The 18,755-nt window shown below is 50.9% G+C and carries 15 protein-coding genes; 10 read left to right on the plus strand and 5 right to left on the minus strand.

The genetic code is table 11. The annotated features are described in order from the left end of the window. Positions 1-95: 95 nt before the first annotated feature. The 4 genes from ald to NDI52_RS02060 all read left to right on the plus strand — a co-directional run bounded on the left by ald (position 96) and on the right by NDI52_RS02060 (position 4,866). The gene (ald, locus tag NDI52_RS02045) at positions 96-1,184 is read left to right on the plus strand and encodes an alanine dehydrogenase (protein ID WP_190772393.1); all 1,089 of its coding nucleotides are present in this window, start codon (positions 96-98) and stop codon (positions 1,182-1,184) included. A 510-nt stretch (positions 1,185-1,694) separates the two neighbouring features. Further along, positions 1,695-2,702: a hypothetical protein gene (locus tag NDI52_RS02050; RefSeq protein ID WP_190789388.1), complete on the plus strand. Its 1,008-nt coding sequence runs from the start codon at positions 1,695-1,697 to the stop codon at positions 2,700-2,702. A gap of 143 nt (positions 2,703-2,845) precedes the next feature. Further along, complete coding sequence (locus tag NDI52_RS02055; protein WP_190772391.1) at positions 2,846-3,868, plus strand: trypsin-like peptidase domain-containing protein; 1,023 nt, start codon at positions 2,846-2,848, stop codon at positions 3,866-3,868. A gap of 569 nt (positions 3,869-4,437) precedes the next feature. After that, positions 4,438-4,866: a hypothetical protein gene (locus NDI52_RS02060; RefSeq protein WP_190772390.1), complete on the plus strand. Its 429-nt coding sequence runs from the start codon at positions 4,438-4,440 to the stop codon at positions 4,864-4,866. A gap of 360 nt (positions 4,867-5,226) precedes the next feature. Here the strand turns inward: NDI52_RS02060 and NDI52_RS02065 are convergent, their stop codons facing one another. The 3 genes from NDI52_RS02065 to NDI52_RS02075 form a co-directional block, all read right to left on the minus strand. Beyond that, positions 5,227-6,144, minus strand: coding sequence for an MBL fold metallo-hydrolase (locus tag NDI52_RS02065; RefSeq protein WP_190772389.1), 918 nt, complete (start codon positions 6,142-6,144; stop codon positions 5,227-5,229). Positions 6,145-6,354: 210 nt separating this feature from the next. After that, positions 6,355-6,867, minus strand: a complete 513-nt coding sequence (locus NDI52_RS02070) for an inorganic diphosphatase (protein ID WP_190772388.1) — start codon at positions 6,865-6,867, stop codon at positions 6,355-6,357. Positions 6,868-7,101: 234 nt separating this feature from the next. Further along, complete coding sequence (locus NDI52_RS02075) at positions 7,102-7,302, minus strand: hypothetical protein (protein WP_190772387.1); 201 nt, start codon at positions 7,300-7,302, stop codon at positions 7,102-7,104. A 640-nt stretch (positions 7,303-7,942) separates the two neighbouring features. Here NDI52_RS02075 and ahcY point away from each other — a divergent pair. The 5 genes from ahcY to NDI52_RS02100 all read left to right on the plus strand — a co-directional run bounded on the left by ahcY (position 7,943) and on the right by NDI52_RS02100 (position 13,861). Further along, a complete protein-coding gene (ahcY, locus tag NDI52_RS02080) occupies positions 7,943-9,217 on the plus strand; it encodes an adenosylhomocysteinase (protein ID WP_190772386.1) in 1,275 nt (424 codons plus the stop codon). Positions 9,218-9,423: 206 nt separating this feature from the next. Next, positions 9,424-10,032: a DedA family protein gene (locus tag NDI52_RS02085; protein WP_190772385.1), complete on the plus strand. Its 609-nt coding sequence runs from the start codon at positions 9,424-9,426 to the stop codon at positions 10,030-10,032. Positions 10,033-10,149: 117 nt separating this feature from the next. Then, positions 10,150-11,877, plus strand: a complete 1,728-nt coding sequence (locus tag NDI52_RS02090; protein ID WP_190772384.1) for an ABC transporter ATP-binding protein — start codon at positions 10,150-10,152, stop codon at positions 11,875-11,877. A 331-nt stretch (positions 11,878-12,208) separates the two neighbouring features. Continuing rightward, a complete protein-coding gene (locus tag NDI52_RS02095; RefSeq protein WP_190772383.1) occupies positions 12,209-12,811 on the plus strand; it encodes a 5-formyltetrahydrofolate cyclo-ligase in 603 nt (200 codons plus the stop codon). Between the two features lie 234 nt (positions 12,812-13,045). Further along, a complete protein-coding gene (locus tag NDI52_RS02100) occupies positions 13,046-13,861 on the plus strand; it encodes a gamma-glutamyl-gamma-aminobutyrate hydrolase family protein (protein ID WP_242035785.1) in 816 nt (271 codons plus the stop codon). On the opposite strand, the gene NDI52_RS02105 is transcribed toward NDI52_RS02100, so the two are convergent. Further along, positions 13,833-14,375, minus strand: a complete 543-nt coding sequence (locus NDI52_RS02105) for a pentapeptide repeat-containing protein (RefSeq protein WP_190772382.1) — start codon at positions 14,373-14,375, stop codon at positions 13,833-13,835. The two genes, NDI52_RS02100 and NDI52_RS02105, sit on opposite strands and share 29 nt — an antisense overlap. Positions 14,376-15,722: 1,347 nt before the next feature. Here NDI52_RS02105 and NDI52_RS02110 point away from each other — a divergent pair. Continuing rightward, positions 15,723-16,067 carry a hypothetical protein gene (locus NDI52_RS02110; RefSeq protein ID WP_190772381.1) on the plus strand — a complete coding sequence of 115 codons (345 nt, stop codon included), beginning with the start codon at positions 15,723-15,725 and terminating at the stop codon, positions 16,065-16,067. Positions 16,068-16,296: 229 nt separating this feature from the next. Here the strand turns inward: NDI52_RS02110 and NDI52_RS02115 are convergent, their stop codons facing one another. Continuing rightward, a complete protein-coding gene (locus tag NDI52_RS02115; RefSeq protein ID WP_190772380.1) occupies positions 16,297-18,531 on the minus strand; it encodes a glycoside hydrolase in 2,235 nt (744 codons plus the stop codon). Positions 18,532-18,755: the final 224 nt, after the last annotated feature.

Raw genomic sequence — 18,755 nt, forward strand, 5'->3', positions numbered from 1 at the left:
TCATGGATATGGCTCAATCCCTTGGGTGAAGAAGGGCTGCGAAATTATGCCTAAGCTAGAAGTAGAGCCAGTTTTACACATCATCGAGGTCTGCTATGGAAATCGGTGTCCCCAAAGAGATTAAAGACCAGGAGTTTCGCGTAGGATTAAGCCCGGCTAGCGCTCGCGCATTGGTTGAAGCCGGGCATGGCGTTTTTGTAGAAACCAACGCGGGTCTCGGCTCTGGTTTTAAAGACGAAGATTATGAAGCAATCGGTGCCACCATCGTTCCTGCCGCCGAAAGTGCCTGGAACCGCGAGATGGTGGTCAAAGTGAAGGAGCCATTGCCCGATGAATATGGCTATATGCAAAAGGATCAGTTGTTATTTACCTATCTGCACCTGGCTGCAACTCGCGAACTGACCGAGCAACTGATGCGGGCTGGGGTCACGGCGATCGCCTACGAAACCGTCGAACTTCCCAATCACACTCTACCCCTGCTCACTCCCATGAGCATCATTGCCGGCCGGCTCTCAGTCCAGTTTGGAGCCCGCTACCTGGAGCGCCAGCAAGGGGGTCGGGGCGTATTATTGGGAGGCGTACCCGGAGTACAAGCAGGCCATGTTGTCGTACTGGGGGGTGGCGTTGTGGGTACAGAAGCCGCTCGCATTGCCGTTGGCATGGGTGCCCGAGTGCAAATTTTTGACATTAATGTCGAACGGCTAAGCTACCTGGAAACCCTATTTGGGTCTCGGGTCGAGTTGCTCTACAGCAGCCCTGCCGCCATTGAACCGGCGGTTCGAACAGCGGATCTGGTTGTAGGTGCAGTCCTGGTGCCTGGTCGTCGGGCCCCGATCCTGCTCTCAAAAGAACTGGTTAGCCAAATGAGACCTGGCTCGGTCATTGTGGATGTGGCGGTCGATCAAGGTGGTTGTGTAGAAACCCTGCACCCTACATCCCACAGCAACCCAACCTACACGGTTTCGGATGTCGTCCATTACGGAGTGCCCAACATGCCGGGAGCCGTTCCCTGGACAGCGACTCAGGCGCTAAATAACAGCACCCTTCCCTATGTCGTGAAGTTAGCCAACTACGGTGTCAAAGCATTGGAGATGGATGCATCCTTAGCCGGAGGGCTTAACGTTCGGCACCATGAGCTGGTTCATCCTGCTGTTCAGCAGGTATTCCCTGATCTAGCTCAGTAGTAAGGATGTAGAGGTAATCTGGGCAGATAGGGGTTGGCAATTTTAGGCCACTCCCTACTGTATCTCGTCATCTACTATGCGATTTTGACAGGCTGACTTGTCAAAAGCAGCATGGTAAACAGCTAATACTCAACGACCTAGTTTGCCCCTGTTTAAAGCTGGGATGCTTTGATCCCCCGGCTTCAAACAGAGGTTAATTTCTGCTGCTTAATACTAGTATGCTGAGGCAGAAGTGTACAACCTATTTTTTGTGGTGGGGTGCTTCGCACCCCACCACAAAAAATAGGCAACGAACTTAGGCCGTAGCCTACTAGAGTTCTAGGTTTTGGTCACGTAGCAGAACGTATATGATAAATCTGATGAGATAAATGTAGTGATCGCCTCTAAAGTTGTAATTCTTAATAGGAGGCATGTAACGAAGATCACACCTAGTCTCGGTATAATCCTAAAAACCATTGGGATTTGCCCAAAATTCAGCATTCATTCTAAGTGAATATAACGAAGGTTTTTATGCAGCCAGGGTTTAATTCGACCGACCATCAGTCTTTAGCTGGCCTTTGGGCAAAAAAATATATCGAAAACCTGTGTGACCCTTCAGAGCGCGAAGATCGATCGCCTCCTGTAGGCGATCGCACCAGGATTGCGGCTAAACTGCGCGATCGCCTCAGATTTTGCAGTTCCCAGGCCTGGACAAAAACTGAGAATCTTCTTATCAAAGAGATTGCGAGACATCGGATTGACCCCAGCCATATTAATCCCTGGCGTATTGCTGAAGACTCCCACCAACTGTTTGAAAAAGCATGTGAAAACTATCAGAATCACATCACCCCTGAAAAGTTTTCCGTCATTATTTCACCTCAATGCGGTCAAGTTCGTCAGCATCATACGGCGGTTGACCCCCGGCTTTTAGGGTTTCTAAGTATGCAGTTTCATTTCACAGGCAAATTCCTTCTTGAGGAATTGACCCCTGTGGAACGAATCTTCATTGCTGACTACTTCAAGGTGATGGATGATCACCTTTATATGCCCCTACAAAGAGCCTATGATGCAGCCGCTCAACATTCCTTAAATGCGCCTGCATTGCTCGCAGTACGGCAGCTTCTGCCCCTATCGACTCGCATTGCTGAGTTTATTGCAGCCCATGTAGCGGAGCAAAATTCTAGCTATCGAACCTATAGTGGCTATTTGAGCAATACCGTCGTCAAAACTTCCAGCATTCGGGACATCGAAATGTTCCAAATTTACCTTTGTTTGTGTGTACTGGAAGAAAGCATGACGAGTGTTCAGGAAGAACTCTTTCCGCTTTGTGTCATGCTCTATCCCCCACTAAAGGTGCAGTGGAATTTAGTGCGTCAATTAGTTGAAGGTTTAAATCAGGAATTGCAACGGCGCCTTAACCCCGAAAACTACAAAACATTTTCGCCCTACTTAACGGCGTTGCAGAGCATGTTTTCTATCAATGTTTTTCCAGAAGAGGGTGAAGTTCTGCCCCACGCGTTAGAAACCAAAAACCTGTAGACATTTCCCAGCAGACTCTTTAACGCTCAAGTCGCGATTTCCGTTCCTGTCAGGAGAGACGACCGTACCATTCTTGCACCCCCAATGTTGAGGGCGCTCGGCACAATGGAAACACCCTTCTCATCGTGCCAGGGAGCAATCACATGACTGGTTTGCAGTTCGTCTCAAATTCTGGCTCCGAGTCTCATGGTCCGGCACAGCTACCCCGAGTGAACGACGGCCCCTTGTTGGATGCCTACTCTGAGGCCGTAGTCAATGTTGCCGAAACCGTCAGTCCATCCGTTGTGAACATTGAGGTGTGGGGACGGCGTGGGCAGCGAAGTGGCCTCGCTGGCAATGGTTCGGGGTTTGTGCTTACACCAGACGGATACATTCTCACCAATAGCCACGTTGTTCAAGGAGCAAGCCGTCTGGAAGTCACCCTACCCGACGGACAGCGGGGTGCTGCTGATCTAGTGGGCAGCGATCCAGAAACAGATTTGGCGGTCATTCGAGTTCATGCGCCAACGCTGGTGCCTGTTACGCTGGGAGATTCTGATCAAGTACGAGTAGGGCAGATGGCGATCGCCATCGGTAACCCCTATGGCTTCCAGGCTACCCTGACCGCCGGAGTTGTGAGCGCTCTGGGGCGATCGCTCCGTTCCCGTACTGGCCGCCTGATTGACAACATCATTCAAACCGATGCAGCTTTGAACCCCGGTAACTCTGGTGGCCCCTTAGTTAATTCTCGAGGCGAGGTTATTGGTGTGAACACCGCCATTATCCTTCCAGCACAGGGGATTTGCTTTGCGATCGCCGTCAACACAGCCCGTTACGTGGCTGGTCAGCTCATTCAAAACGGACGTATTCGTCGGGGCTACATTGGGGTGGGTGGCCAAAATATTTCGCTTCCTCGTCGGCTCGTGCGATTGCTTGACCTCACCTTCGAGAGCGGCGTTCGCATCTCCTCCATCGAAGCCAACAGCCCCGCTCAACGAGCTGGGTTACGGCTGGGCGATATCATCATCGGGTTCAACACCCAACGTGTAACGGGCATTGACGACTTACACCGCTGCCTCACTGAGGAGCAAGTCGATCAACCGGCTACTCTTACCGTGATACGTGACGCAACCCGGCAGAGCCTAACCATTATTCCTGCAGAATCGCCCCAGCGATCGCCGGACTAAAGCATCTAATGAAAGTAAAACACCCCTACCTTACCCCTACGTCCACCCAGCAATTCTCATTTTGAAATCAGGCCCGAAAACCGCGCGCCTTCGCGCGGTTTTCGGGTATCAAAGCCAAGAGTTCACGCCCGTAGGGCGTGAACTCTTGGCTTTGATACCCATACTGAGAATTGCTGACGTCCACCCCACAAACTTGATCTAAACCCTACAGATGCGAGCGGCCCATTTTGGCGTGTTCGGAGTGTACGCCAAAATGGGCTCTTGGCTTATCTCGAATTAAGGTTAACAACTGTGCTTAAGTCTCATACCACATGAATAACGGCGATCGCTTCGAAAAACTTCATCCGAAAATCTCCTAAGTCAGTTCATCCAACCTGTCCCTTGATAGGGATAATAAGGAATAGCTGAGACATTATGAGTCACCCTGGTTTGGGATGCAGCGGCCTTAGGGACGCATCTGCTCATCAATGTCCCTCCGGCGTAATAAGCACTTGAACGAATTGCTGATTGAAACAGCGGTTGAATCTGATCCGTGACCTGGTAGCGTAGCATTTGGAGCAGTCAAACAAATGGGTTTTATCAATAAACTATTCGGTGGTCTTTTTGCCGTCCTGGGGGCAATTTTTGGGGGCCTCTTCAAGCTCATCGGTTTAGGTAAGAAATCAGAATATTTCCTGGAAGCAGATACAGCCGCAGGTGCTTCTACGGAAGCAAAAGCACCTGCTCCCGCTAAAGTCGAGGCAAAGCCTGCTCCGGCCAAGGCCGAGGCAAAGCCTGCAGCAAAAGCTAAAGCAGCTCCTGCTGCGGCCAGCACGAATGGGAAGGTTGCTAATCCCGCTCCCACGGTTGCTGCAACCAAGCCCGTCGCTGTAGCTGAACCTCAACCTACCAACTTTGCCACCAATTTTTCCGTGAATGGGACTTCAAGCCGTCGCCGTCCTGGCCCCAGCCTGAATCCATTCCTAGATATGGCCAAGCAAATTAAGCCTCAAAGTTAAGGCAGTTAGTTTCACATAAAAAACAGGGGTGAAATTCACCCCTGTTTTTTTTCGCCATTATTAGACCTCCTACATGAGGCAGTTTTTGAGGGCGTGAATCCCTGCGGGGCTAAAAACAGGACTTCTCATATTGACGATACGTAACCCCAGTTCGGGATAAGCTGAAGTGCTCATTTTGGCGTGCGCAAAGCGCACGCCAAAATGAGCGTTTTCGAGTGCCGCGCGTTGCGCGGCACTCGAAAACACCCTTAACCCGAACTGAGGTTACGTAGCACCAACAATATAAGGAGCCGTCGCTCCAAACTTTGACAGCGATACAGTGTTGTTCGACTAAATCCAACCTGCCACTGAGTTAATGAGCTAATCGGATTTCCCCTGAGTCTTAACTAGAGGAATGGTCATCCCCTCCCGAGCTAGAAGAACATTAGGAAACTGCTGCTGAATATCCTTTTCAACCTGCTCCAGGAACTGGTCGTCGTGCTCCGGGTCATGATGGAATAAGACCACCTTTTTGACGTTAGCGGCGATCGCTAACTCAATTCCTGCTTGCCACATGGCTGGGCGATGCTCTGCCCCTTGATCCCCTTTGTAAATATGCTCTGTATAGAAAGCATCGTATATTAGTACATCGGCTTCATGAGCCAGATAGAGTAGCCCCTGGTCCAGCGCACCCGATTCATGATCCGTGTCAGTGGCATAGACCACAGAATGGCCATCCCAGGCGATCCGATAACCCAAAGCACCATGGGGCCGGTTAAGGGAAATTGTTTCCACTGTTACCCCATCAATGGGAATAATCGAACCAGCCGAAATATCGTGAAATTGCAAACTAGCCTGCATTGCCTGAAGTGGCACCGGAAAGTTGGGAATCAACATTTGGTCACAGAGCCGCTGCTTAATGGATGCGCCATTTGGCCCCACAGCTCCATAGATGCTGAACTGATTCCCCTCCACAAAGGCGGGCATGAAAAACGGGAACCCCTGGATGCGATCCCAGTGGGTGTGGGTGAAAAAGATGTGGGCCGAGACGGGCGATCGTGGCCGGAGGTACTTACCTAGAAGCCGTAATCCCGTACCGCCATCAAAAATGAGGCGCTGGCCAGCTACCACAACTTCTACGCAAGAGGTATTACCCCCAAACCGTGTAGTTTCTACACCGGGCGTTGGAATGTTGCCTCGCACACCCCAAAACCGAACTTGAAAGTCGTCCGGCACCGGATTGAAGGAGGTCGTTGAACCAGTGTTGGCTTCAGCGTTGGTCGGGTCAAAACCTAACATTTGGGAATCGGCCTAATCGTAGTGGGCAGGGCAAGTTGTCCCCTGGCTATAGAGTTCCCTGATGCCTGGGATTGTCATCCAACCCGGGCTGAAGACGCGATGAAGATATCCCAGATTCTCTAGCATAGCAATTCTGGCAGAAATGGTGTTTATTTCACGGTGCCGGCGGATGAGATTGTTACAAAGTCTCATCCGCCAGACCCCATTGGATTAAGCTTGGTAAGCTTTTACACACTTCTCGACCAGGGGCATAACTAGATCAACATCTTTCCACCCCAGAATTTCGGTCACTTTCTTCTCCAGATTCTTGTAAGTTCTGAAGAATTCGGCAACCTCTTCAAGCCGATGAGGAGCGACATCCGCTAGGGTCTTGACCTGGGCATAGCGGGGGTCTTTGTCGGGAACGCAGAGAATTTTCTCGTCGCGATCGCCGCCATCAACCATTTCCAGCATTCCAATAGGACGTGCTGCAATCACGCAACCCGGAAAGGTGGGCTGATCCATAATTACCAGGCCATCCAGGGGATCGCCGTCGTCAGCCAGAGTGTTGGGCACAAAGCCATAATCAAAGGGATACATCAGGGAGCCGTAGAGCACCCGATCCAGGGCCATCGCGCCCAGGTCTTTGTCAAACTCATACTTATTTTTGCTGCCCGCAGGAATCTCGATCAGGACATTAATTAAACCCGGTTTCGGTTGAGCCGGAATGCGCGATAAATCCACAATAACTCTCCGTCTTCTGTGCTTCGGTTGAGTATGACCAGCCAAAAGCTGTGACAGGATAACCAGCCACAGCCATAAAAACCAGCCTACCCGAATAGCATTTTATGGGAAGACGGGAATTAACTTGTAAAAGAGGACATTTGATCCGCTGATGTTTCGCTTAAATACCGCATGAAACACTGCCCTCACGGGGATGGATCGAATGCCTCTAAATCCAGAGGTGGTTCTCAAACCCTATAGACCTTGGTGGGTGGCAGGAGCCGACGTTGGCGAGATCGTATTAGGGGTGGAAACAGGGGGTGGACTGGTGGAGTAGTAGGCGATCGCCGCTACAGGTAGAATTAACGTCACCAGGGCGATCAGCGTACCTGCGATGTTTGCAAGACGATGCGGAGGAGGTTCAGTAAAAGTCTCGACTTGACTACCAGATTCCATAAAGCTGTATGCGAGAGGACAATGGAGCCAACCTCTACCGTGATAAATCAGTTGATTCACACGGGGTTAGAAGATACCCACGTTTAGAGCCAGAGCTCAAATGGATGGGGTGGGGCGGCTCCTAGCCAGGACAGACGTGCCACCAGCTAAAAAGATTCTTCCTACCTTATATTCTAGCGAGGTTAACCCAAGCAGACAGGGTCGTAATTTCCTAACTAGAGTTTTTTCGGTTTCTCCAGGGATTTGACAGTAAACCCCCTAAAACCGTGAACGGTTCTGTTCTACACCGCCGTAGACGGTAATTCCGGATGCGTTCCCAAAACCTAGTTACAGGTTAAATATTCCAAAGGGTAGCAACAACCGCAGCTTCCCGGACTTCTCAAGAGGTAAGGTCAACGATTTTACAAACCTCAAAAAAACCATCCTCTGAGTTAGCCCATTTGAAGCTGTAGCAAACCCTGAGATAGCTTACAAACTGGCACTTCTGTGGGCATGAGTTAAAAATTCGCTGAATTCACCATCAGCCTCATTCTTTAGCAGGATATTCGCTGCTAACGGTGTAGATCATTTGTCGGATTGGACGAAGATGGGTAGGCTAGTGAAAGCAAATTCTCAAGATTTCTTAAGACGGTTCCCCTAAATGACCACCACAACCATTGTCAAACATGAAGTGAAAGATCTGTCCCTGGCAGATCAGGGGCAGCAACGGATCCAGTGGGCAGGCCGGGAGATGCCGGTATTGCGCCAAATTCAGGATCGCTTCGCCAAAGAAAAGCCCCTGGCGGGTCTGCGCCTGATTGCCTGCTGCCACGTCACCACTGAGACGGCTCACCTGGCGATCGCCATCAAAAATGCTGGGGCAGATGCCCTGCTAATTGCCAGCAACCCCCTCTCCACTCAAGATGATGTGGCCGCTAGCCTGGTGGTACACCATGGCATTTCCGTTTACGCCATTAAGGGCGAAGACAACGAAACCTACCACCGCCACGTGCAGACCGCTCTCGATCATCGCCCCAACATCATCATTGACGATGGTAGCGACGTGGTAGCCACCCTGATTCAGGAGCGTCAGGACCAAATCGCTGATGTAATTGGTACCACCGAAGAGACAACCACCGGTATTGTGCGCCTGAAGGCCATGCTGCGGGATGGGGTGCTGGCTTTCCCTGCGATGAACGTGAACGATGCAGACACCAAGCACTTCTTTGACAACCGTTACGGGACGGGCCAATCCACGTTGGATGGGATCATTCGGGCGACCAACATTCTGCTGGCCGGTAAGACTGTGGTGGTCGCCGGTTACGGTTGGTGCGGTAAGGGCACCGCTCTGCGGGCTCGCGGCATGGGTGCCAACGTGATTGTGACTGAAATTGATGCCATCAAGGCGCTAGAAGCTGTGATGGATGGCTTCAAGGTGGTGCCCATGGATGTAGCGGCTCCCCAGGGCGACATCTTCATCACCGTGACAGGCAACAAACACGTCATCCGTCAGGAACACTTCGAGCGGATGAAGGATGGGGCGATCGTTTGTAACTCTGGCCACTTCGATATCGAAATCGACCTCAAGTCGCTGCGGTCGATGGCCAGCGAAGTGAAGACTGTCCGTTCCTTCACCGAGGAATATCGTCTGACCAACGGCAAGTCTGTGGTGGTTCTGGGCGAAGGCCGTCTGGTGAACCTGGCCGCCGCAGAAGGCCACCCCAGCGCTGTGATGGACATGAGCTTTGCGAACCAGGCTCTAGCCGTTGAATACCTGGTGAAGAACAAGGGCAAGTTGGCTCCTGGCATTCACTCCATTCCTCGGGAATTGGATGAGGACATTGCTCGCCTGAAGCTGCAAGCCATGGGCATCGCTGTGGATACCCTCACCTCTGAACAGATCGAGTACATCAACTCCTGGACTGCGGGTACCTGATCAAGCGTATGGGTTGTGTGCTCAGCCCGCACGACTAAATCTTTTGGAGAAGGGTCGAGAATTCGGCCCTTCTTCAATAAGGATTTACAGCAGATGCAAACCTCAAAAAGTTTTTATGAAAACTCGATAACCTGTCCATTCAGGTTCCTTAAAGTACCTAGGATTGACTCAACCTTGACTCTTCTACCCATCGCCCCACTGACGCTATGACTGAATGGATTACGCAAATGATGGAATCTCTGGGATACCTGGGGATTGGCATGTTGATGTTTCTGGAAAACCTGTTCCCCCCAATTCCGTCTGAGTTGATTATGCCGTTAGCGGGCTTTACCATCAGTCAGGGCAAAATGGGATTTTTACCAGCGATCGCCGCTGGCACCATAGGCACCGTGTTAGGAGCCTTCCCCTGGTACTTCGTAGGGTACTTCTTTGGAGAAGCCCGGCTCAAAGCATGGGCCGATCGCTATGGCAAATGGATCACGGTTTCTAGCAAAGATATTGACAAGGCAGTCAACTGGTTCAACCGACACGGCGGTAAAGCCGTATTTCTGGGTCGTCTGGTGCCAGGGGTACGGACCTTAATCTCGTTGCCTGCTGGGCTAGCCGGGATGAACTTCCCCCTGTTCCTGCTTTACTCCACCATTGGAACTGTCATTTGGACAACGTTGTTGACCTGGTTGGGCTATGCTCTTGGCGAGAACTACGACGAGGTTGACCATTATCTGGGCCCCGTTTCCAAAATTGTGCTTCTGTCGCTAGGGATCGGGTTTGGCCTCTGGATCTGGCGGCGTCAGCAACGCACAAATCATCCATAAGTCAGTCAAAAACGATGAGAGGGTGAGAGCTGTGCTCTCACCCTCTCATCGTTTTTGGCGGTAGGGTTTTGAGGGCGAAACCTGATAGCCTAGCTAAGCAAGCATCTTGGTAGTGGTTTGAAACAGCGTTCGAGTTATTTAAGGCTTCTCCCTTACCTTCGCCCACACTGGCGAACCATTGCGTTTGCTTTGGGCTGCACCGCTGTTTTTACTGCTGCCTGGCCGTTGCTTGCCTGGTTAGCCGGAAAAATGCTGGGCTTGTTGGTGCAGGGGCAAGTGGGGCCGCTGGCTCGCTGGTCACTGGTGGTAGCCGGGATATTTTTAGTGCAAAAAACCGCACAGTATGGCCAGGATTCTTTAATGGCTAGAGCGGCGCTGGCGATCGCCCTCGACCTGCGCAACCACACCTATGCCCACCTCCAAACCCTCAGTCCCAGTTACTTCGAACGCAAGCAAACTGGAGATCTCACCTATCGCTTAACCGAAGACATTGATCGCATCGGAGAGGTGGTCAATAAAGTCTTCCATGACTTTACGCCCTGCATTTTGCAGTTGATCGCCGTGTTTGGCTACATGGTGTACCTCAACTGGCAACTCACCGTCGCTAGCCTGGTGCTGGTGCCCTTTATGGGATGGCTCATCGGTTGGTTTGGAGAACAGATGCTCGTGTTTTCCCGCAAAAGCCAGAGCTTAATCTCTGACTTGTCATCCCTATTAACAGAAGTATTTAGCGGCATTCGTCTAATTCGTGCCTTTGCCGCTGAGGAGTACGAGATTGCCCGGTTTGCCCGAGAAGCGGAGCGAAATCGGCGGGCAAAGTATCGGGCAGCCTGGTTGCGATCGGTGCAGTTTCCCGTCGTCGGATTCCTCTATGCCTTGAGTGTATTGCTGCTGCTGTTGCTGGGGGGATGGCAGATTAGCCTGGGCAACCTGACCGGGCAGGAATTTGGTAGCTACGTCGTAGCGGTAGCCATGCTGATCGATCCCATTGCCCACCTGACAGAGAACTACAACGAGTTTAAGCAAGGGCAAGCCTCCGTCGATCGCATCTTTGAATTATTAGATATGCAGCCGTCGGTGGTGGAAGCACCCAATGCGATCGCCCTCCCCCGAGTTAGCGGCAAGGTGGAGTATCGCCAGGTCACCTTTGGATATGAAGCCCATCAACCAACGCTGCGTAATCTGAGTTTACTAGCGTTTCCGGGAGAGGCGATCGCCCTTGTCGGTGCATCAGGAGCCGGAAAATCCACATTAGTCAATTTGCTGCTGCGGTTCTACGATCCTCAATCGGGCCAAATTCTCATCGATGGTACGGACATCCGTCAGGTAACCTTTCAAAGCTTGCGTCGCCAGATTGGGCTGGTTCCTCAGGAAACCATTCTGTTCTCCGGCACGATCGCCCAAAATATAGCTTTTGGTCAAAAAGTATTTGAGCTGGAGCGGGTCGAAGAAGCGGCAAAGATTGCCAATGCCCACTCCTTCATCCGTCAGTTCCCCGACGGCTACGACACCTGGGTCGGAGAGCGGGGTATGAATCTATCGGGTGGACAGCGTCAGCGGATTGCGATCGCCCGCGCCGTCCTGCTTAATCCTAGAATCCTGATTCTGGATGAAGCAACTTCCGCTCTGGATGCTGAATCAGAAGCGCTGGTGCAGGAAGCGCTAGAGCGATTGATGCGCGATCGCACCGTCTTCATCATTGCTCATCGCCTTGCCACTGTTCGCCGGGCCGATCGCATTCTGGTGTTAGAACAAGGCCAGGTGGTCGAGTCAGGCACCCATGCCGAACTGCTAGATGCAGGCGGACGTTATGCCCGCTACTATGCTCAGCAGTTTGATACCTGAGGGTCCTTACAGAGATAACTGTTTGGAAGAGTGAGGTTCTGCCTTACTCTTCCAAACAGTTATCTCTGTAAGGACCCTAAATCTGTGATGTAGGGTGAACTGAGGTCACTCTACATCACAAAAAAGCAGCAGTTCTCAGTATGGGCATTAAAGCCAAGAGTTCACGCCCTACGGGCGTGAACTCTTGGCTTTAATGCCCGAACGGTTTTCGGGCCTGATTTCAAAATGAGAATTGCTGACAAAAAAGTGTGAATTAAGCCGACCGCCAAATTTTCAGGTAAAGTGGTTGTCAAAGGCTGTCAATCCCTTACCCTACGACAGTTTCATCGCAGTGAACGCAGCGGATCCGCAATCTCAAAAGGCTGACCTTCGACGATCGCTTCTCCGGGCCAGACAGGCCATGCACCCAGATCTTTGGCATGAAAAGAGCGATCGCCTCTGCGTGCACTTACAAAACTGGCCCACCTTCCAGCAGGCGCAAACTGTGCTGGCCTTCTTCAGCTTTCGGAAAGAACCCGAATTAAGACCCCTTCTTTTTCTACCGAAACGTTGGGGATTTCCACGTTGTGAGGGCAAAACTCTCACATGGCATCGCTGGGCACCGAATGCCATCCTCCCCCTCCAGCAGGGTGCCTACGGCATCACCGAGCCCCACCCCCGAGCCCCTGTTATTTCTCCCCATGAAGTTGATTTGATTCTGATTCCGGCAGTTGCCTGTGACGTACGCGGCTATCGCCTGGGCTATGGTGGCGGCTTTTACGATCGTATGCTCAGCTCTCCTGCCTGGTTAAACATTCCCACCATCGGTATTGTGTTTGAATTCGCCCGTCTTCCCAAGCTTCCTGTCGCCCCATGGGATCGAAAGCTGCATGGTATTTGCACGGAAGCTGGGCTATTCATGAGCGGCTCTTCATCAACGCAAATTGGAGCATAAAGTTTATAGCCTTACAGCGCTTTGCGCTTGAATCAGCCACGGTTGTTTTTGTGAGAGCCTGACTCCACGCAGCTCTCACAAAAACAATGAGATTTTAAGCGCTTGAAAAGCGCTGTAGGCAACTGGGTTAGGACAATTTACTTTTGAAAAGCGGCGCTGAGTACGGTTTTTCAAAAATAAACTTCCTGGTTCTAATCGCGTAGTGCTCTACGGGTTTTCCGAAGGGAAGCTCGCATGACTTCAGCAAATACAACGATTGCCCATTCGGTACCTCTGGGTAGCCTGTGTGTATTCCTGATTCGTCTCTCTGCAATTATGGCAGCTCCATTGATTGGCATTACCACGCCCGGGCAGGATGCAACGGGCAACATTCAACTGAACATTGCCTATATCAATGCCGTCCGGCGAGCGGGCGGCATTCCAGTTTTATTGACTCCGGGTGAAGAAAAGAGCGATCGTCTATTAGCTCATCTGGATGGGGTATTGTTTACGGGAGGCGGTGACCTGCACCCCCAGCACTACAACGGAACAAGTCATCCCACCCTGGCCCGTATCGATTTGGAGCGCGACCAGTTCGAATTAGACTTAGCCCGTCGGGCGCTCCAGAGCGAGCGGGCTATTTTAGGAATTTGTCGGGGATTACAAGTGTTAAGTGTGGCCAGTGGTGTAGCCCTTGTTCCCCATGTACCCGAACGGTTTGGAAGCGAGGTGTCCCATCTGGTTCTACAGGCTGAAACCCCCATTCCGACACGCCATGGGGTAAGCCTTGTAGCGGGAAGCCAGATGGCAGCTTTAGTGGGTAGCCTGTCGATCGAGATCGTATCGTGGCACCATCAAGCCATTACAACAATTCCCCCGGGGTGGAGAGTAGCAGCCTATGCTCCCGATGGACTGATCGAGGCGATAGAGCATGGGTCGCATCCGTGGGCGATCGCTGTTCAGTGGCATCCCGAGCTATCTGCTGAGAAAGACCCTCATCAGCAACGGATCTTTCGAGCATTTGTTCGGGCAGCCCAGGGGCTTAGTTATGGATTGTCCCGTCCGGCATAATTGTTTGATCCAGAATCGCTCCGGATAAGTCAGCATTCGTCAGGTCAGCGCCTCGCAGGTCAGCACGACTGAGATTTGCACCATTCAGACGAGCCTCCTGCAAGCTAGCACCACCCAGAAACGCACCACTGAGATTTGTGCGAATTAAGTTCGCCTTCCGTAGGTCAGCCTTCCACAGGTTAGCTTCCGTCATATCAGCACCACTCAAATCAGCACGGTACAACTTTGCATCACTAAAATTGACTCGCTTCAGCAATGCGCGGGAAAGCCCAATTTCCCATAACCAGGCTCCTTGCAGGTTACCTCCACTTAAGGTAGGTGCTTGAACAAAGAACTTACCATCCTTAACCAGAAGACGAGTAAAGGTTTTTTTCCCATTCTCGTACTCTCTCAGGAAATCGGTTGCACTGAGTTTGTAGATTAGGGTGGGCTGCTCACGAGGAGGCAGTGCCGAGGAAGAGGTAGAAACCGTAGGAGCAATAGACTGAGGGGAACGCACGGGAGAGTCGGTCATAGGTGTCTATGTCACGTTTGCTACCTCATTTTTCGAGCGGTTCCCAAGCTCAGCCGGAACGTGAAATGCAAGTTATTGTGAATGATTGGACTCTTTTATAAGCGCCACAGGCTTTAAATCTATATATTTCAAGTGAAGAACTGCGTGAAATTACCTACAAGTTGTCAAGAACCTTAAATCTTGACACATTCGGTGATAGAAGCTCCATCAAGGATCAGCACCATTTATTTGGTCTACAAAACTTGTTAGATGTTCCTCATGCTTTATCAACGAGACAATTGAAAAACCTTGATACTGCTATCGACCCTTACGCAGATTAAACGGAGAATCCGGAAAAACCTGGTTCTACCGAAGTGAATTACCGGGCTAGAAACTTTGTTACTAAGAGCCTCGAGAGCACCAAGCTTGTATCAGAAGGAGCGAAGCTCTACCTCTCTCCTTTTGATACAAGATAGCTGGTAAGGGTACATCCCACTTTTGCAGATTGAAATCCCAGTTTTGTTAATGTGGCGGGCTTCGCCCGCCACATTAACAAAACTGGGATGCACCCGCTGGTGATAGTTATATCTAAAATTTCTATATCAAAGTCGATTAAGTGCCGTACTATTCAATCGAATTTGCGTATTTTCAAGGAGAAGAACGGCTTTGCTAATAAAACACAAAAGGCTGTGCCATAAGCTTTATAGGCAGCACAGCCTTTTGTGTTTTATCGCCCTTCTTTAACAAGCAGCCGTATGGCTGAAATACGGCCTGAATACGGGAGGAAGCTTTTGAAAACAATACGTATTTCTACCCTTGTTTTGACTTTAGAAGAGTACGAATTGAGACTCGCTTGGATACCAGGTAAGCCGTGTTAAATTTATCACCTCATCAGTTTAGAAAGCCCGTAAGTTTTCCCTACCCATTTTTTTCGAGTGAGGCTTGAATAACGCTAGATCAGAATTTATCCCGATGTCTTCTTGAGGTTGAAATTTATATCCTTAATAGCACTGAATACCTTTTCAGAGGGTTTCGTTAAACGGCAAGTTTTGCTGTACTCTGGACAGCGTATCCGGCCATCCTTTTCTCTCTTGAAGTTGAATATTTTCTTTAACAACGCGTCATAAGTTGTTGTAGAAATAAGGGATGATTTCTGTTTCTTACCCTGTTGATGTTTGATCTGCTTTGGGTTGTTTTAAGATAACGCCCATAATGCGTTACTTTTATTCAATAATGCGGGTGGTTTATGTAAATGATTTAGCCACCACGAGTGCACTTAACTAAATCTTTTCAGGAGTTCCAGGAACTATGCAAATGTCATCTACCCCTCGTTCTTCTCAACCCAATAATTCGTCTCCTGCAATAGTTATGAAAGTGCCTTTTGCAGCGCAAGAACGTGCTCGGGGACATCTGCAACGGGCGCAGGAACAGTTCAAAATGAAGCGCTATAACGAAGCCGTAGCCGAGTTACGAGACGCCATTAAAAACGACCCAACCCAAAGTGAATATCATGCCTGGATGGCAAAGGTAAACCTTGCAAAGGGACTGGTCGGAATGGCAGCAATCAGTGTGCGTCAAGCCCTGCAAATCAACTCTCAGGACGCCCTCGCCCTCGAATGTCAAAAGCTGGTTGAGGCGAAAGCCGATCAGAAGCCACCCGCCAAACCCGAGAAGCCTGGCTTAGGTGGTTTGCTATCACGCAAATTGTTCTAGGACGTACTTTAGAGCTGTCTGAAAGGGTCACTTTTTCGTGCGCTTCTAGAACGAAAAAATGACTTTTAAAACAGCTCCTGGTTTCATACTCATAGTTATCTACTTTAAAAAAGAGGAGTGCTTCGTACTCCTCTTTTCCAATCTGGTTGCGTTTTTATGAGAGCCGCGCTACGCGCTGCACGGCTCTCATAAAAACAACCAGGTTTTAAGCACTTGAAAAGCACTGTAGTTATGGCACTTCAACAGGAATCAGGGCATTCTCAGGAAGATAGCTGACATAGTGGCCGTCCTCTGCAAGAATCACCACAACCCTTAGAGCCCAGTCAGGTTCTATATCCTGGAGGTCAGCCCAAGGAATAGCGACTTCCAGGCACGTGTCTATAGCTACTTGTGCCGTAGTGGGACAGGAATGCCATTGGAAGTACTCCCCTGCCTCCTGAAGCCAGCGATCGCCCGTCACCAAATTAATTCCCAGGTGATGGCGAAAATGGTAATTCATCGGGGCTTCGTCTGGCAGTTCGGCCAAGGGAGCCGGGGCATTGAAGGTAGTACGGTCGGGGTAAAACCATAGCAGATGCAGTTCTGAGGGGAAGTCTACACCCGGCCGACTGCCAGCCGCAAAATCCAAGCGGAAATAGAAGCTTTGGTGATCAACCCCATACCAGAGGCGCTGAATTTTGCTGCTGCGATGCATGGTACCTCGAGCTCCGGCCACCTCAATGCGTCCCGCTTTATCCCAATCCTGCTCATCAGCGCGCCCGTCGATTAAGGGGTGAATAAAGCTTTGAGGGGCATGATCGCCATGGACTGTGTGGTCTTCCACAGGGCGGCGCACTTCGGTCGGAACAGGCTCATTCAAGGCCATGTATAGGGCAGCAAGGTGTTCCCGAAAAAGTTGATCGAACATGGCATCCTGGTTCGAGGTGTGCCCTTCGCCGAACCACCAGAACCAATCAGAACCTTCAGCCGCATACAGCGCTTCCCAAGCTTCGGGGTTGTTCTCTTCGGTTGCCTCAGGGTGGTTGGCAAGAACCTGACGTGCTTCAGTCAGCAAATCCCAGGCACGATTTTTAGCAGGGTCGCCGATCCAGGTCGTGAAGCTGCCATCAACCCAGGAGCCGCTATGTAACTTGTTGGCAGGCAAACTTTCCGTTGGGGGAAATTGCTCTAGAAATTCTGACACAGTGACGAGACGAATATCTTCGTGCTCACTCAAGCGACTATAAAGGTCTTCCAGAAAAGGCTTTCCATCTTCGGGGTAGAACTCCCAGCAGTTCTCACCGTCAAGGGCAATCGTCACCAGCCAGGGTTGCTCTAAGCTCGTAGTGCCTTCAGACTGGTGAGAGATGAGCTGCTGAGCGATCGCCTCCAACTGCCCTACCATATCAGCTGCTGCCTTTTCCGCTGGCATCGCTCCGTAGGTGAATCCAATCAAATCCGACAAACGATGATCTCGGAAGACAATTGCCAGATCTCCCTGAGGTGTTTCTAGACGGTAGGGACGATACATTAACTCGGGTTCCTGCACAGTGCCATGTTGGTCACGGTGGAAGAAGTGATTCAGCGTCCAGCCGAGCACCGCTTCATCAGACACAATCCAATTAAAACCCTGCTCGGCTATATAAGGCAGGATGGCAGGACTGACAGACTGTTCTGAAGGCCACAACCCGCGAGGTTCGCAGCCAAAGCGATCGCGGTACATCTGCCTTGCCCGCTTTAGATGGCGGGGGATGTCCTCCTCCCATTGAAAGCGGTTTTGGGGCAGTACCATATCGGGTACAGCTACCCTTCCGGAATCCGTATCGGCGAGGAGGGGCAGGATGGGGTGGGTGTAGGGAGTGGTCGTAATTTCGAGTTGACCCGTCTCCTGCATGTGGCGATGTTGCGGGATGATGCGGGACATGATCTCTCGTTGCTTAGAGTAGATGCGTTGGCGATCGCTCAAGGTAAAGCCACGGTCTTGTTTCAGCCAGGCAGCGATTTCAGGATCATCCCAAAACATCGGATCAATCCAGGCCAGGTTATGCCAGGCTAAAAGATCGCTGAAATCCTGCGGCGACCAGTTTTCGATACACCAATCCCCGCCCTTGTCTTGCCGTTGCTTGAATAATTCGACATAGCGGGGATGGGGGTCGACCAGCGTGTGGTGGTTGCCGTCAAAAAAGTGCTCGACCACAAACTGCTTCTGCTCTGGGTTGAGGGCATCCGCTTCAGACAGAGCCAGCGTCAAATACGGGTCGAAGGCCGTTCCTTCTACGTAATCCTCAATCTGCTGAATCAGAGATGGCACCAGGTTCACCGTCTGATGCAGTTTGGGAAACTTTTCCAAAATTAGGATCAAATCCAGATAATCCTTCGTCCCGTGGAGGCGCACCCAGGGAAGGCGATACTGACCCACAGCCCGACTTTTGTAGAGGGGTTGATGCTGATGCCAAATAAACGCAACGTAGAGAGGATGAGGCATGGGAGCAAAACGATGGATAAGTAAATGGGCAGAAGGAAGCGAAATCCGGTTTTGAGAACGGGCGATCGCGTATCTCTTGCAATGTTCTCGATTGTTTCAAAAAATCGAGAATGTGACAAAACGTTATAACTATCCCACACCCTACACCCTTCCCTCCGAATTTGCTTGAAAAGGTGTTTTTTTGTGCCCAAGAGTACAAAAAACACCTTTTCAAGTAACCAGGG

Source organism: Leptolyngbya sp. PL-A3 (genome assembly GCF_039962325.1).
Taxonomy (GTDB): Bacteria; Cyanobacteriota; Cyanobacteriia; order Elainellales; family Elainellaceae; genus Vacuolonema.